The following is a 14,533-nucleotide window of genomic DNA, read 5'->3' as shown; positions in this document are numbered from 1 at the left end:
CGGTCGTCAGGCGCCAGTCGTAGGCGTCAGAACACCGAGGGGGCACGCAAGGTGGTCTCGGCGCCGCCATCCACGTACAGGACCTGTCCGGTGATGTGGGTGTTCGACTCCGAGGCCAGGAACGCCACCGCGCGGGCCACGTCCTCGGGCTTCAGATAGCCGTTCAGCGGCATGGGGACCGCCGCGTCCATGACCTTCTTCATCTCGGGGTCGTCGAAGAGGCCCGCGCTCATGGGGGTGAGCACGATGCCGGGCGCGACGACGTTCACCGGGATGCCCGCGTCGGCCCACCCCTCGGCCACCGCGGTGCGCCGGGCCCACTGGGCGAGCGCCGACTTGGAAGAGGGGTAGAGCTGCCGCTCGCGTCCTTCCGCGATCGCGGTGCGGGCGTGCTGGAGGGCGTCTTGCTCGTCGGCGGCGAGGAGGGCGGCGACCACGGACTCGTCGGCCGGCTGCGTGCCGGAGATGGAGCCGATCACGACCACCCGGGGTGCGGTGGAGGCGGCGAGCGCCGGGCGGAGCGCGGTCACGAACTCGGTCGTGCCGAAGTAGTTGACGGTCACCATGCCTTCCCCCGGTACGGAGGTACCGGCGCAGGTGATCACGGTGTCGACGACTCCCCCGGTGGCGGCGGAGACGTTCTGCGCGGCCTGAGCGCGGCCCTCGGGCGTGGCCAGGTCGGCCTCGATGTCGGCGCCCCGCAGATCCACTCCGACGACCTTGTCGCCCTCCGACCTGAGCAGGGCGGTCACAGCGGCCCCGATTCCTGATCCGGCTCCGGTGACGACGGCACAGCGCGGCATGGCTTCTCCTAGGTTCGGGTGATCTTCGCACTCCACGCTAGGTCGGGCCGCCCGGTATCGGGCCCGGGCTCCCGGTCACCGGAACGGTTGGCGACCGCGAACGGGTCAGGAGCGGCGGTCGGCGAGGACCGGTCCCAGCAGCAGACTGCAGGCGAGGCGGATGCCCTCGTGCGCGTCCGCGACCGACGACCTCTCGTAGAGCACGGTCGTGAGAAGCCCGTACCAGGCCTGTTCCAGGATGCGCACCGCCCGCACTTCACGCTCGGTGGGGTCGGTGACCGAGGCGGTGCGCAGCAGCAGGTCCCGGACGATCTCGTCCGTCTGCCGGACGGCGGTCCCGTCGCCGACGCTCGCGGCGTTGTTGGACTGCATCATCGCGAGCGCGAGCAGGGGCTGCTCGAAGAGCTGGCCGCTGGCCTTCACCAGGAGCTGCACCACAGCCTCCACGGGGCTGAGCCCGGGCGGCGGCGACGGTCTTTCGGCGTCAAGGCGCAGGATCCGGTCGTGCATGAGCGCGGCGAACAGGTGCGTCTTCGACGGGAAGTAGCGGTAGAGCGTGGCGATCGCGACACCGGCCTCCCGCGCCACGTCGTGCATCTGCATCCGCTCGAGGCCGTGCTGTGCACCGAGCCGCCCGGCGGCACGCAGCATCCGGGCGTACCGCTCCTGCTGCCTGGCCGAGTTGGGCTCGGCGGGCTCTCGCACCCCGGGCGGTCTGCGCACGGTCATCCTCTTCCGCTGACCTGTAGTTGAGCTGACTTGCAGCTGAGCTCTACACGATCGTCGCCGCCTCCCGCGCCAGGCGGCGAGTTCCCGGTGAATGGGACCCGACCAGCGCCGGTCCCAGGCCCGGTCGCCGGATTCCCGCCCACCGGGACGCGCGCCGCGCGGGACCGGAGACACCCGATGGGATGGGCCCGCCCACCCGCCCAGATCCGCCCCAGATCGCCCCAGAGAGGTGTCCATGCGGCTCGGAATCACCAGCCCCGTCGTCACGGCAGTCCCGGGTGCCCACTCCCCGTGGGAGCTCACCGCCGGTATCGAGGAACTCGCGGCGATCGCCGAGGCCGCCGACCGGCTCGGCTTTCATCACCTGACCTGTTCCGAACACGTCGCGGTCCCCGCGGACGTCGCCGAACAGCGGGGAGGAACCTACTGGGATCCGCTGGCGACCTTCGGCCATCTTGCCGCCCGCACCAGCCGGATCCGCTTCGCGACCCAGGTCCTGGTGCTCGGCTACCACCATCCGCTGGCCCTCGCCAAGCGCTACGGCACCTTGGACCGGATCTCGGGCGGTCGCCTGATCCTCGGTCTCGGAGTCGGCAGCCTGCGGGAGGAGTTCGAGCTGCTCGGCGCGGCCTTCGAGGGCCGGGGAGCGATCGCCGACGACGCCATCGCCGCGTTGCGCGCGAGCCTGTCCCGCCGCGAACCCAGCTACCGCGGCGAGTACTTCCGCTACGAGGGGTTCGTGGTGGAGCCGCACGCCGTGCAGGACCGGGTGCCGCTGTGGATCGGGGGCCGTACCCCGCGCTCGCTGCGCAGGGCCGTGGCCCACGGCGACGGCTGGGTGCCCTTCGGCCTGTCTCTCGACCGGCTGCGAGAGATGCTCGACGCCGCGGATCTGCCCGAGGGCTTCGAGGTGGTGCTCGGCGCCGGCCGGCCGCTGGATCCTTCGGGGGACGCGGGGCGGACCTCGGCGGCGCTCCACAGGGCCGCCGATGCGGGCGCGACGCTGGTGAGCGTGTCGCTGACCGCCGAGTCGGCGGACCACTACATCGAGCAGGCCGAGGCACTCGCCACCCTGGCCGCTCCCCTGTCCTGAAGCCGTGTCCCCCTGCCCGCACCTAGGAACGACCGCGACTCAAGAAGACGAGGCCCCGTGACCGACCATCCACCAGCCGCCCCGCACAACCCCCTTGACCTCGCCGCGCTCGAGACGCGGCTGCGCCGACTCGAGGACGAGCGCGACATCGCCCGCCTCATGGCGTCGTACGGCCCCCTCGTCGACAGCGGTAGCGCCGCCGAGGTCGCCGAACTCTGGGAACCGGGCGGTGTCTACGACATCGACGAGCTCTACCTCAGTGGCCGGGACGAGATACGCGCCATGGTGCGTTCCGTCGCACACCAGGGGTGGATACGGGCAGGCTGCGCGCATGTGGTCGGTCCCCCGCACATCACGGTGGACGGGGACACCGCCGTCGCCGTGTGCCACTCGCTCATGGTGGTGCACGACGACGGTCGTTACATGGTCCGGCGGGCCACCGCCAACCACTGGCAGCTGCGCCGGTCAGGCACCGGCTGGCTGGTCACGGCCCGCACCAACCGGATCCTCGACGGCCGCCCCGAGTCGCCCGCTCTCCTGTACGACGGGGTGCGGCGCGAACCGGCCGACGGCTGACGGGGTGTGCTGCGGTCACCGTCACCGTCACGGGCGGGCTTCCTTGGGCAGGCCCAGGACACGCTCGGCGATGATGTTGCGCTGGATCTCGTTCGATCCGGCGTAGATCGTGTCGGAGCGGGAGAACAGGAACAGCCGCTGCCAGTCGTCGAGGTCGTAGGGCCCACCGGCCGCGACCATGCCACCGGCTCCGCAGACGTCCATGGCGAGTTCGCCAAGGTCGCGGTGCCAGGTGGCCCAGAAGATCTTGCCGATGGAGGCCTCGGGCCCTGGGGCGCCCGCGGCGACGCCGTCGAGCATCCGCAGGGCGTTGAAGCGGATGGTCTCCAGGCCCGTCCAGGCACGGGCGAGCCGGTCACGGATCAGCGGGTCACGGGCGGCGCCGTTGCTCCGGGCCAGGGCGAGCAGTGCCTCCAGTTCCTGGCGGAAGCCGACCTGCTGGCCGAGCGTGGAGACCCCGCGCTCGAAGCCGAGGGTCGCCATGGAGATCTGCCACCCCTCGCCGGGGGCGCCGACGACATGACCGGCGTCGGTGCGGGCGCCGTCGAAGAACACCTCGTTGAACTCGGAGGTGCCGGTCAGCTGCACGATCGGCCGGATCTCGACGCCTGGCTGGTCGAGCGGAACGAGGAGATACGACAAGCCGTGATGGCGCCGGGAGCCGGGTTCGGTGCGGGCCACGACGAAGCACCAGTCGGACTCGTGCGCGAGCGAGGTCCAGATCTTCTGGCCCGTCACCACCCACTCCCCGCCGTCCCGTTCGGCCCGGGTCCGGACGTTCGCCAGGTCCGAGCCCGCGTCCGGCTCGCTGTAGCCCTGGCACCACAGTTCCTCGACCGCGACGATCCGCGGCAGGAAGCGGGCACGCTGCTCCGGCGTGCCGAAGGCCACCAGGGTGGGCCCGAGCAGTTGCTCACCGATGTGGTTCACCCTGGCGGGGGCGCGGGCCAGTGCGTACTCCTCGTGGAAGGCGACCTGTTGCTCCAGGGTGGCTCCCCGGCCCCCGTACTCCTTCGGCCACCCCACGCAGGTCCAGCCGTCGGCCGCCATGTGGCGTTCCCAGGCGAGGCGTTCGTCGAACGCCTCGTGCTCCCTGCCGGGGCCGCCACGGCCGCGCAGATCCGCGAATTCGCCGGTGAGGTGGGTGGAAAGCCAGCCGCGGATCTCTGCGCGGAACTCCTCAACGCTGCTCATGGCGGTACGCTAATCTACCAAACACTTGTTAGGGAAGGAGCGACGGATGTCCGCTGCCCACGACGGATCGGTGCGCTACGAGAAGCGGGGACCGGTCGCGACGGTCACCATGGACCGGCCCGAATATCGCAATGCCCAGAACTCCGCGATGACCTACGCCCTCGACCGGGCCTTCTACCAGGCCGCCGACGACTCGGACGTGAAGGTCGTCGTACTCGCAGGAGCGGGCGAGCACTTCTCCGCCGGGCACGACATCGGCACCCCCGAGCGCGACGCCCATCAGCCCTTCGACCGCAAGGCCGGACTGTGGTGGGACCACTCGGACAAGGCGGGTGCGGAGAGCCGCTTCGCCCGCGAGTCCGAGGTCTATCTCGGCATGTGCCGCCGCTGGCGCGAACTGCCCAAGCCGATGATCGCGTCGGTGCAGGGGGCGTGCGTGGCGGGCGGTCTGATGCTCGCCTGGGTGTGCGACCTGATCGTCGCCTCCGACGACGCCTTCTTCGCGGACCCCGTCGTCCGCATGGGCATCCCTGGGGTCGAGTACTTCGCCCACCCCTGGGTGATGCCGCCCCGCATCGCCAAAGAGTTCCTGTACACCGGCGACCGGATGAGCGCCCGCCGGGCGTACGAGGTGGGCATGGTGAACCGGGTGGTACCACGGGAGGAACTGGGCTCCGCCGTCGAACAGTTGACGGCCCGCATCGCCGAGATGCCGCGGATGGGACTCGCCCTGACCAAGCGCGCCGTCAATCAGGCCGAAGACCTCCAGGGCCTGCACACGGGGATGGACTCGGTGTTCGGCCTGCACCATCTCGCACACGCGCACAACGCGGAGACCGCACCCGACGCGCTCGGCGGAATGGACATCCGCGCGATGAAGAAGGCGGGAACCTGAGGTGAGGCCGACGGAGGAGCAGGAGGAACTGCGATCCGCCGTACGGATGCTGCTTGAACGCGAACGGGGCGCGGCGGCCTGGCGCCCGCTGGCTGAGCAGATAGGCGTGGCGGGCCTTGCCGTGCCCGAGGAGTACGGCGGCGCGGGCGGCGGAGCACGGGACGTCCAGGTCGTCATGGAGGAGTTGGGGCGGAACCTGAGTCCCGTACCGTTCCTCGGCTCGTCGGTGCTCGTGGCGGGGGCACTGCTCGCCTCAGGTGACGAAGCGGCGTGCGCCCGGCTGCTGCCGCCGCTCGCGGACGGCCGCTCGGTCGGGCTGCTCGCCTGGGCCGAACAGGGGTCCTGGGACCCGGAGGCGATCTGTGCCGAGGCGGTGCCCGCACCGGGCGGCGGCTGGCAGGTCACCGGGGTCAAGGAACACGTCCTTGACCCCGGCGGCGCCGATCTGCTGCTCGTCGCGGCCCGCACCGGGGCCGGAGCCTCGCTCCTCGAAGTGCCGGTGGACGGGGCCGGTGTCCGCCGTGAGCCGGTGGTGACGATGGATCAGACCCGGGAGCAGGCCCGGTGGGTGCTGTCCGGCGCCGAGGGGCGGCTCGTCGGTACGGACGGCGACGGGCGGCGGGTGCTCTCCCGGGTACGCGATCTCGCCTGTGTCGCGCTGGCCGCCGAACAGACCGGGGCCGCCGAGCGATGCCTGGAACTGACCGTCGAACACGTCCTGCAGCGCGTTCAGTTCGGCCGGCCGATCGGCTCCTTCCAGGCCGTCAAGCATCGCCTAGCGGATGCGTACGTCCTGGTGGAGTCGGCGCGTTCGGCGGCCATCGGCGCGGCGTTCGCCGCCGACGAGGATCCTGCCGCGCTGCCGCGCCTTGCCGCGGTCGCGGGGTCCGTGTGCTCCGAGGCCTTCTCGGCGGTGGCGGGCGAGATGATCCAGTTGCACGGCGGTATCGGCATCACCTGGGAGCACGACGCCCACCGGTACTTCAAGCGGGCGCACGGCTCGTCACACCTCTTCGGCTCGGCGGCCCGGCACCGGGAACGGCTAGGCGCCCAGCTGGGCCTGCTGTCCGTATGACAGGCGCGCGGCCGGACGCAGTGGCGGGGCCACACCCTCCGATCGATACAGAAGGGCATGGGCATCATGAACACCGGCAGTTCGCTGGACTTCACAGGACGCGTGGTGCTGGTCACCGGCGGCACCAAGGGAATCGGCGCGACGATCGCCGAGGCGTTTCTCGACGCCGGTGCGGAGGTCGTCGTCTGCGGGCGCGGCGCTCCCCCGTCGCCGCCCCGCGGGGGCGGGCGGGAGGCGGTGTTCCTGCAGTGCGACGTCCGCGATCCCGCGGCGGCGGCCGGTCTGGTCGCGGGCACGGTGGACCGGTTCGGCCGCCTCGACGTGCTCGTCAACAACGCGGGCGGCTCACCGGACGCCGACTCGGCCACCGTCTCGCCCCGCTTCGTCGAGAAGATCGTCGCACTCAATCTGCTCGCCCCGTTCTACGTCGCGCAGGCCGCCAACAAGGTCATGCGGGAGCAGGGAAGCGGCGGCGCGGTGATCAACATCGGCAGTGTCTCGGCGCACGACCCGCAGCCGGGCACCGCCGCCTACACCGCGGCCAAGGCCGGACTCCTCGCGCTGACCCGGGCGTTGGCCCTGGAGTGGGCACCACAGGTGCGGGTCAACCACATCACCACCGGCCTCATCCGCACCGAGAGCGCCGCCGCCGTCTACGGCGACGACGGCGGCGCGGCCGTGGCCGACGTCATTCCCATGGGGCGGATGGCCGTCCCCGAGGACGTGGCGCGCGCCTGCCTGTTCCTCGCCGGTGACCTGTCCGGATACGTCAACGGCGCGGACCTCGCGGTGCACGGCGGCGGAGAGGTCCCCGCCCGTTATCTCGCGGCGCGGCGGCAGAATCCCGGCTGACGTGCGCGGACGACGACGTCAGGATCGGGCGCTGCCCGGCGGTCAGACCAGGTTGTCCTCGACCACCAGGCCGAAGGCACCACGGCCGTACATCGCAAGGGCCCGTTCCACGTCGTTGGCCACATGGACGCTGCCCGCGTGCGCGTCGCGCCAGGCCCGTTCGATGGGATTGCCGCGCCGCAGCGAGTGACCGCCCGCCGTCTTGAACAGCAGGTCGATCGCGGCCACCGCCCGCTCGGTGCCCCTGACCTGGTCCCGCCGGGCCCGCAGCCGCAGCTCCATCGGGATCTCCCGCTCAGCGGAGGCGAGTTCGGACAGCTCGCGCAGGTTGCGGTCCATCTGCAGGACGGTCGCGTCGATGTCGGACGCCGCCCTGGCGATGGCCACCTGGGCGAAGGGGTCCTCGGCGAACCGGCCACCGCCCATGCTGAGGCGTACCCGCTCCTTCATGAGCGCGACATACGACTCGTATCCGCCGGAGACGGCGCCGATCACCGGCGCGGTAACGGCGCTGGTGAAGATCGCACCGAACGGCAGCCGGTAGAGGGGACCCTGGTTGATCTTCTGGCCGGGACCCTTCAGCTGTGCCTGCTCGTAGTTGCGGATCACCCGGTGGGCCGGGACGAAGGTGTCGTCGACGAGAATGTCGTTGCTCGCGGTGGCGCGCAGACCGACCACGTCCCAGACGTCATCGATGCGGTAGTCGGACCCTGGCACCAGGACCGTGAGGAAGTCCACCGGCCGCCCCTGCGCGCCGACGACGAGCGCGCCGAGCAGCGCCCAACGGGCGTGATCGCAACCGGAGGAGAAGCTCCACCGGCCGGTGAGCCGGTAGCCGCCGTCGACCGGGGTGAGCCGTCCCACCGGGGCGTAAGCGGAGGACACCAAGGTGTCCCGGTCCTCGCCCCACACCTCGTCCTGGGCGTGCTTGGTGAACAGGCCGAGCTGCCAGGGGTGCACGCCGAGCACCGACGCCACCCAGCCGGTGGAGCAGCACACGGCGGAGATCGCCCGCACCACGGCGTAGAAGTCCACCGGATCGCTCTCCAGGCCGCCGTAGCGGCGGGGCTGGAGCATCCGGAAGACGCCGGCGTCCGTGAGTTCACGGATCGTGTCCTCGGGGATCCGCCGTGACTCGTCGGCGGCCACCGCCCGCTCCGCGAGAGCGGGGAGCAGCGTACGCACCGATTCCAGAACCTCATTGCCCATCGTGGCGACCTCCGTGTCCGTGCGGTGTCCGGGTGCCCGGCGCGCCGTCATGGGTGCTTCAGCCCCGCCTTGTGGATCTTCCCGGAGGCGTTGCGGGGAAAGGACTCGACGACGAGGACCTCGCGGGGAACCTTGAAGTTGGCGAGCCGCGCCCGGCAGAAGCCGATGAGTTCGGCGGCCTCCGGGGCCGCTCCCGGGCGGGCCGTCACGTAGGCGCGGCCGACCTCGCCGAGGCGGGGGTCGGGGACGCCGAGCACGGCGGCCTCCGCGACGGCGTCGTGCCGGGTGAGGACCTGCTCGATCTCCGCCGGGTACACGTTGAACCCACCGACGACGAACATGTCCTTGGACCGCCCGGTGATCGTCAGATTGCCCCGGTCGTCGAAGCGCCCGATGTCTCCGGTGGCCAGCCAGCCGTCGGGGTCGACGGGCGCGGGGGCGTCAGAGGGCTGGTCGAGATAGCCGAGCATCACGTTGTAGCCGCGGACCAGGATCTCGCCGTCCTGCCCGACGGGCATCCGCGCGCCCGACGTGTCGACGACCGCGACCTCGACGCCGTCCAGGGGGCCCCCGGCGGTTCCGGCCACGGTCTCGTCGTCGTCACCCGCCGAGCAGGCGGTCACGGTGCCGCAGGTCTCGGTCAGGCCGTACGCGGTGAGCACCTCGGGGAAGAGTTCGGCCCGCATCCTTTGTACGAGAGCGACGGGGACCACGGCGGATCCTGTGACCGCGAGGCGCAGCGAGGTGAGGTCGAACCGGTCGCGCCCGGGGGCGTCGAGGAGCGAGGTGTAGAGGGTCGGCGGGCCCGGCAGGACGCTGATCCGCTCGGTCTCGATCAGGGACATGGCCCGGTCGGCGTCGAAGACGGCCTGGAGCACCATCGTGGCGCCTTGCAGGACGCAGGCCAGGACACCGGCCTTGTAACCGAAGCAGTGGAAAAGGGGGTTGATGATCAGGTAGCGGTCGTCGCCGTGCACTCCGGTGCGCCCGCACCAGGCCCGGTAGGTCGACAGGTTCTGCCGGTGGGTGGTCAGCGCGCCCTTGGGGCAGCCCGTCGTCCCGGAGGTGTAGAGCAGGTCCGATGCGTCGTCGGGGGCGACGGCCGCCGAGCGGGCCGCGACAGTGGCGTCGGAGATCGCGCGGCCCAGGTGCAGGAAGGCGTCCCATCCCGTCGTGCCGGGGGTTTCGGCGCCGCCGAGCAGCACCACGTCGGTGAGGTCCGGCAGGCCGGGGACCGGGGCGGCGCGGTCGGGTCCCGCGCCCAGCATGGTCAGGTAGTCGTGGCCGAGGAATCCGTTGTCGACGAGGAGCAGGCGTGCCCCGCTCTTCGCCAGGACCCAGCGGGCTTCGTCACCCTTGTAGCGGGTGTTGACGGGGACGAGTACCGCGCCGACGCTGCTCGCGGCCAGTGCCGCCACCACCCAACGGTGGCCGTTGGGCGCCCAGAGCGCGACGCGGTCGCCGTGCGCCACGTCCAGCGCGACCAGGGACGCGGCGGCCTGCCGCACGGCCTCGTCCAACTCCCCGTACGTCAGCCGCACTTTGCCGTCGACGAGCGCCTCACCTCCGGGGCGGTCCGCGACCGCACGGGCGAGGGCGCGGGGAAGAGTCAGCGGACCGTCGGCCGCCCGGTCCATCACTTGTCCCCGGCGGGAAGCAGGCGGCGGGACGCCTCGTGGGCGCCGCGCACCAGTTCGGCGCGGGGAAAGCCGCTGCGCCGCTCGGCCGTGCCGGCGTTGCCGCCGGCCACCCACACCGGGCCGTCCGCGAGATGTTCGAGGCCTTCACGGGCCACGTCGTCGGGCTCGGCGACCCGGAGTCCCGGCAGATCCATGCGCAGACCTGCCCGCTCCATGGCGGGTGTGCGGGTCACGCCGAGCACGAGCTCGAGGACCTGGACTCCGTACGGCTGGAGTTCGAGCCAGAGCCCTTCGGCGAAGACCCGGCTGAACGCCTTCGCCGCCGAGTAGACACTGATCGTGGCCTGCCCGAGATAGCCCGAGAGGGAGCCGACCAGCATGATGCCGCCTCGCCCGCGGTCCTTCATGAGGGCGCCGAAATGGTGGGCGAGGGCGAGTTGGGCGGTGATGTTGAGGTCGAGGACCCCTTGGACGCGCTCCAGCTCGCCGCTGACGAACTCGTGTCCGTAACTGTTGGCGCCTGCGTTGAAGATGAGCAGGCCGACCTCGAGGTCCTCGGTCGCCGTGCGGATCCGTGCCGTCGCGTCCGGGGCGAGCAGGTCCAGGGCGAGGGTACGCACCTCGACACCGCGGGCCCGTGCCTCTTCGGCGGTCCGCCGCAGCGGCTCCGGCTTGCGGGCGACGAGCACCAGATTGATTCCCACGTCCGCCAGTTGACGGGCGAACGAGGCACCGACGCCCTCGGACCCTCCGGCGACGACGGCCCACGGCCCGTAGGCACCTGTGTCGAGCATCGGCTTCCTCTCTCCGTCCCATCCCTGTCGCCGCGAACATAGAACCGGCCCGCGCGGCCCCGGCCCCGGGATCCCACTGGACGGGATGCTGGTGCGGCGGGGCTGCGGCGGAGGGTCAGCGATGCGCCGGGGTGACCTCACGCGCGGCCCGCGCCATGTCCCCCGCGGCGAGCGACGCGAACACCATCGCCGAGCCGATCGGGACGCCGGGGCCGGGATAGACGTGCCCGGCGAACGAGGCGCTGGTGTTGCCCGCCGCGTAGAGGCCGCCGATCGGACGGCCCGCCCTGTCGAGGACGCGCCCCGAGACGTCCGTGCGGAGTCCGCCCTTGGTACCGAGGTCGCCGAGCTCCATGCGCACCGCGTAGTACGGCGGCCGGTCGAGCGGTACGAGGCAGGGGTTGGGCCCCGTCTCCTCCCTGCCTGCGAAGAAGCGGTCGTAGGGGTCCTCGCCCCGGTGGAAGTCCTCGTCCGCCCCGACGCCGGCGAAGGCGTTGAACCGTGCGACGGTGCGCTCCAGCGTCTCGGCCCGTACGGAGATGAGGCGGGCGAGCTCGGGCAGCGAGTCCGCCCGTACCCAGGCGTCGGCCGCCAGGTGGTCCTGCGTCGGACAGTCGGGGACGGTGATGGCGGGCGGCCTGCCGCCGGAGCGCGCGTCGAAGACGAAGTACGCGGGGCCCGGACGGGCGGCCAGCGCACGGCCCATCCGGTCGTAGGGCAGCGACTCGTTCGCGAACCGCTCCCCCGCGCCGTCGACGACGAGTCCGCCGCGCAGGCCGAGTGTGAACGCCGGATGCCCGTCGGTCCTTTCGAGCACCGGGCACCACCAGGCCTCGTCCATGAGGTCGGTGTCGGCACCGGCCTCGACGGCAGCGCGGATCGCGTCCCCGGTGTTGGCCCCGCGCGGCGCCATGGTCCGGTGTGCGCTGCCCGGGACGCCGTGCTCCGACCGCATCTCCGCGTCGCTCTCGAAGCCCCCTGCGGCAAGGAGCACTCCGTGGCGGCCCCGCACCCGGACCGTGCCGTCCGGCCCGTCCGCCTCGACGCCCGTCACCCGGCCGCCCGGTTCCGTCACGAGCCGGGTCATGCGCAGCCCCGTACGGACCTGTCCGCGTCCGGTCGCGGTGAACGCGAGCAAGAGGCGGCCGATGAGGGCGCGGCCCGCGGTCAGCGGACCGTCCGGGTGGCCCTGGGCGGCGCGGTCGCGGTCGACGGCGGGCCGGACCGGCGGCAGCAGGCCGCCGAGCCGGTCGGCGGGCAGGTCCAGCGGCACGAAGGAGCGTCCGGCCGGCATCCGTCCGGGGGCATCGAGGTAGTCGGGGAAGGCGCGCCACTCGAACTCGACGGCCGGATCGCGCTCCAGCCGGGCGACGAGTTCCGGGGCGTGGGCGAGGAAGGCTTCCTGCCTGTCCCGTTCGCGGTCGCCCAGCAGGGCCCGCAGATAGGAGCGTGCGGCTTCGGTGGAGTCACCGATCCCGGCCCGCTCCTGGACCTGGGTGCCGGGCAGCCAGCAGGCGGCTCCCGAGTAGGCCGATGTGCCGCCGAGCAGACCGGTCCGCTCGATGACCACCGTGTCCAGGCCGTCCGCGGCGGCGCGCAGGGCCCCGGTCATCGCTCCCGCGCCCGAGCCGACCACGACGACATCGTGCTCTGCGTCCCACTGCGACGCACTGCCGTCGTGCCCGGTGTCCCCCCGCTGTCGGCTGTCGCGCACATCGTCTCCTTCGGGCCGGTGATGTATCCGCTCAGCTCAGCGCGCGGCGGCCGACGGAGGCGGTTCCGGTCCCACTGACCGGTACGGCGGTACCGGTGGACCGGCCGCCGTCCGGCAGGTCGCGCGCGCCCCTGAGGGAGGCGGCGACCTGACGTGGCGGGTGCGGCGGGCGTAGGGTCGGGGATCGTTCGTCGACCGGAGTCCGGGGGTGCGGTATGCCGAGAATCGCCGAGGCCAGGGCGGGTGCCGAGCCCAGCTCTCCGAGGCAGCACGCGCGGCGTCGACGCATCCTGAAGTCGGCCGCGGCCATCGCCGCGGAGACGGGCCTCGATCGTGTGCAGATGCACGAGGTGGCCAAGTCGTCGGGCGTGGCGATCGCCACGCTCTACCGCTATTTCCCCTCGAAGACCCACCTGTTCACGGCCGTGATGGCCGATCAGATCGAGGAGTACGGGGCGCGCCTGCCAGGTCGCGAACCCGAGAGCCCGCCACGGGACGCCGTGTTCGCCGCTCTGGCGGGCGCCACCCGCAATCTGCTGCGCAAGCCCGAACTGGCCACCGCGATGATCCAGTCGGCGAACGCGGCACGGGCCACCACCGTCCCCGACCTCGCGCGCGTCGACACGGGCTTCCAGGACCTGCTGCTCAAGGCCTGGGGCGTGGCGGAACCGACGGAGCGGCATCTGAGCCGCATCCGGCTGCTCACCCTGCTCTGGTACGGCGTCCTGCAGTCCCGGCTCAACGAACGTTCCTCGCCCGCCGAGGCGGACGCCGACCTGCGCATGGCCTGCGAGCTGCTGCTCGCGCCCGAGGAGGACACGGGCTGAGCGGCGACGGGCGGGCGCGCAGGTTCAGCTCCCGCAGCTTCCGCTCAGCGGGCGCCGGTGGGCTGTGTCCCCGTGGTGTCGAGGTCGGCCACCGAGTAGGCCGCGTACGTCCGGTACGGGTCCCGGCCCTTGAAGTGGGCCGTGAGCTGCTCGTCGAGCTCCTCGGCGGTGAAGACGCCGTCGGCCGCGGTGAACTTCCGTTCCACGGTGGGGGCCGCCATCAGCGCGACCATGTCGCCGTAGACGACGAACACCTGCCCGTTGATCTCGCCCGACGCGGGCGACGCCAGGTGCGCGACGAAGGTGCCGACCCGCTCCGGCGCCATGATGTCGAGCCCGTCCGCGGCGTCCTGGTGCCCGGCGCCGAAAGCCTCCGCCGTCATCGCGGTGCGGGCGCGCGGGCAGATCGCGTTGGCCCGTACGCCGTAGCGGGCGAGGCCCTGCGCGGTGGCAAGGGTCAGGGCGGTGATGCCGGCCTTGGCGGCCGAGTAGTTGGGCTGGCCGGCGGCACCGAACAGGAAAGCCTCGGAGGAGGTGTTGATGACCCGGCCGTACACCGGGCCGCCCGCGGCCTTGCTCGCCGCGCGCCAGTGCACGGCCGCTGCCCGTGAGACGGCCGCATGGCCCTTCAGATGGACCCGGATCACGTCGTCCCAGTCGGACTCGGTGAGGTTGAACAGCATCTTGTCGCGCAGGACACCGGCGTTGTTGACCAAGATGTCGAGGCCGCCGAAGGTGTCCTTCGCCGCCTCCACGAGCCGATCGCCCATCGACCAGTCGCCGACGTCTCCCGTGACCGCGACGGCGCCGCGGCCCAAGGCCTTGATCTCGGCCACGACGTCGTCGGCAGCCGGACCGACGTCGTTCACCACCACGTCTGCGCCCCTGGCCGCGAGGGCCAGTGCCTCGGCCCTGCCGAGTCCGGCTCCCGCGCCGGTGACGATGGCGGTACGCCCCTCCAGGCTGTGCCCCTCCAGGCTGTGCGTCGCGCTCATGCTGCGGCTCCCTCTCTCCTGCGTACGGGATGACGGGTGATCGGTGACGAATGATCACCGGGAGCGCAAAACTAGTACCGATTCTAGTTTCGGCCGGAGGGCTGTCCCGCTGAGTGGGGCACACCCCGCCGACGGCC

General features: G+C 72.1%; 14 protein-coding genes. 6 read left to right on the top strand and 8 right to left on the bottom strand.

The window, feature by feature from the left end; translation table 11 throughout:
- Positions 1-26 precede the first annotated feature (26 nt).
- The gene (locus ACWFRJ_RS03305; RefSeq protein ID WP_453524472.1) at positions 27-803 is read right to left on the bottom strand and encodes an SDR family oxidoreductase; all 777 of its coding nucleotides are present in this window, start codon (positions 801-803) and stop codon (positions 27-29) included.
- A 105-nt stretch (positions 804-908) separates the two neighbouring features.
- Positions 909-1,526, bottom strand: coding sequence for a TetR family transcriptional regulator (locus ACWFRJ_RS03300; RefSeq protein WP_453524471.1), 618 nt, complete (start codon positions 1,524-1,526; stop codon positions 909-911).
- A gap of 241 nt (positions 1,527-1,767) precedes the next feature.
- Between ACWFRJ_RS03300 and ACWFRJ_RS03295 the strand changes: the two genes are divergently transcribed.
- Together ACWFRJ_RS03295 and ACWFRJ_RS03290 are read left to right on the top strand one after the other, a co-directional pair.
- Positions 1,768-2,625: an LLM class F420-dependent oxidoreductase gene (locus ACWFRJ_RS03295; protein WP_453524470.1), complete on the top strand. Its 858-nt coding sequence runs from the start codon at positions 1,768-1,770 to the stop codon at positions 2,623-2,625.
- Between the two features lie 57 nt (positions 2,626-2,682).
- Positions 2,683-3,201 (top strand): nuclear transport factor 2 family protein, encoded by a 519-nt coding sequence (locus tag ACWFRJ_RS03290; RefSeq protein ID WP_453524469.1) that lies wholly within the window; start codon positions 2,683-2,685, stop codon positions 3,199-3,201.
- A 27-nt stretch (positions 3,202-3,228) separates the two neighbouring features.
- Here ACWFRJ_RS03290 and ACWFRJ_RS03285 read toward each other — a convergent pair whose 3' ends face one another.
- Positions 3,229-4,395, bottom strand: coding sequence for an acyl-CoA dehydrogenase family protein (locus tag ACWFRJ_RS03285; RefSeq protein ID WP_453524468.1), 1,167 nt, complete (start codon positions 4,393-4,395; stop codon positions 3,229-3,231).
- Between the two features lie 46 nt (positions 4,396-4,441).
- Here ACWFRJ_RS03285 and ACWFRJ_RS03280 point away from each other — a divergent pair, with 46 nt between their 5' ends.
- From ACWFRJ_RS03280 to ACWFRJ_RS03270, 3 genes are all read left to right on the top strand, one after another.
- A complete protein-coding gene (locus ACWFRJ_RS03280) occupies positions 4,442-5,290 on the top strand; it encodes an enoyl-CoA hydratase (RefSeq protein WP_453524467.1) in 849 nt (282 codons plus the stop codon).
- Position 5,291: 1 nt separating this feature from the next.
- Positions 5,292-6,365, top strand: a complete 1,074-nt coding sequence (locus ACWFRJ_RS03275; protein ID WP_453524466.1) for an acyl-CoA dehydrogenase family protein — start codon at positions 5,292-5,294, stop codon at positions 6,363-6,365.
- 66 nt (positions 6,366-6,431) lie between these two features.
- Positions 6,432-7,217, top strand: a complete 786-nt coding sequence (locus tag ACWFRJ_RS03270; protein ID WP_453525057.1) for an SDR family oxidoreductase — start codon at positions 6,432-6,434, stop codon at positions 7,215-7,217.
- A gap of 42 nt (positions 7,218-7,259) precedes the next feature.
- Here the strand turns inward: ACWFRJ_RS03270 and hsaA are convergent, their stop codons facing one another.
- The 4 genes from hsaA to ACWFRJ_RS03250 form a co-directional block, all read right to left on the bottom strand.
- Entirely contained in the window at positions 7,260-8,477 is a 1,218-nt protein-coding gene (gene hsaA / locus ACWFRJ_RS03265; RefSeq protein WP_453524465.1) for a 3-hydroxy-9,10-secoandrosta-1,3,5(10)-triene-9,17-dione monooxygenase oxygenase subunit, read from the bottom strand.
- A complete protein-coding gene (locus ACWFRJ_RS03260) occupies positions 8,474-10,063 on the bottom strand; it encodes a FadD3 family acyl-CoA ligase (protein WP_453524464.1) in 1,590 nt (529 codons plus the stop codon). The genes hsaA and ACWFRJ_RS03260 overlap by 4 nt, the downstream gene beginning before the upstream one ends.
- Positions 10,063-10,860, bottom strand: a complete 798-nt coding sequence (locus tag ACWFRJ_RS03255) for an SDR family NAD(P)-dependent oxidoreductase (RefSeq protein ID WP_453524463.1) — start codon at positions 10,858-10,860, stop codon at positions 10,063-10,065. The genes ACWFRJ_RS03260 and ACWFRJ_RS03255 overlap by 1 nt, the downstream gene beginning before the upstream one ends.
- Positions 10,861-10,975: 115 nt before the next feature.
- Positions 10,976-12,574, bottom strand: coding sequence for an FAD-dependent oxidoreductase (locus tag ACWFRJ_RS03250; RefSeq protein ID WP_453524462.1), 1,599 nt, complete (start codon positions 12,572-12,574; stop codon positions 10,976-10,978).
- A 215-nt stretch (positions 12,575-12,789) separates the two neighbouring features.
- Here ACWFRJ_RS03250 and ACWFRJ_RS03245 point away from each other — a divergent pair, with 215 nt between their 5' ends.
- Positions 12,790-13,401: a TetR family transcriptional regulator gene (locus tag ACWFRJ_RS03245; protein ID WP_453524461.1), complete on the top strand. Its 612-nt coding sequence runs from the start codon at positions 12,790-12,792 to the stop codon at positions 13,399-13,401.
- 44 nt (positions 13,402-13,445) lie between these two features.
- On the opposite strand, the gene ACWFRJ_RS03240 is transcribed toward ACWFRJ_RS03245, so the two are convergent.
- The gene (locus ACWFRJ_RS03240) at positions 13,446-14,396 is read right to left on the bottom strand and encodes a 3-oxoacyl-ACP reductase (protein WP_453524460.1); all 951 of its coding nucleotides are present in this window, start codon (positions 14,394-14,396) and stop codon (positions 13,446-13,448) included.
- Between the last annotated feature and the right edge of the window lie 137 nt (positions 14,397-14,533).

The organism is Streptomyces sp. NPDC055239 (assembly GCF_053606205.1).
This window is presented reverse-complemented; position numbering and strand designations above follow the sequence as displayed.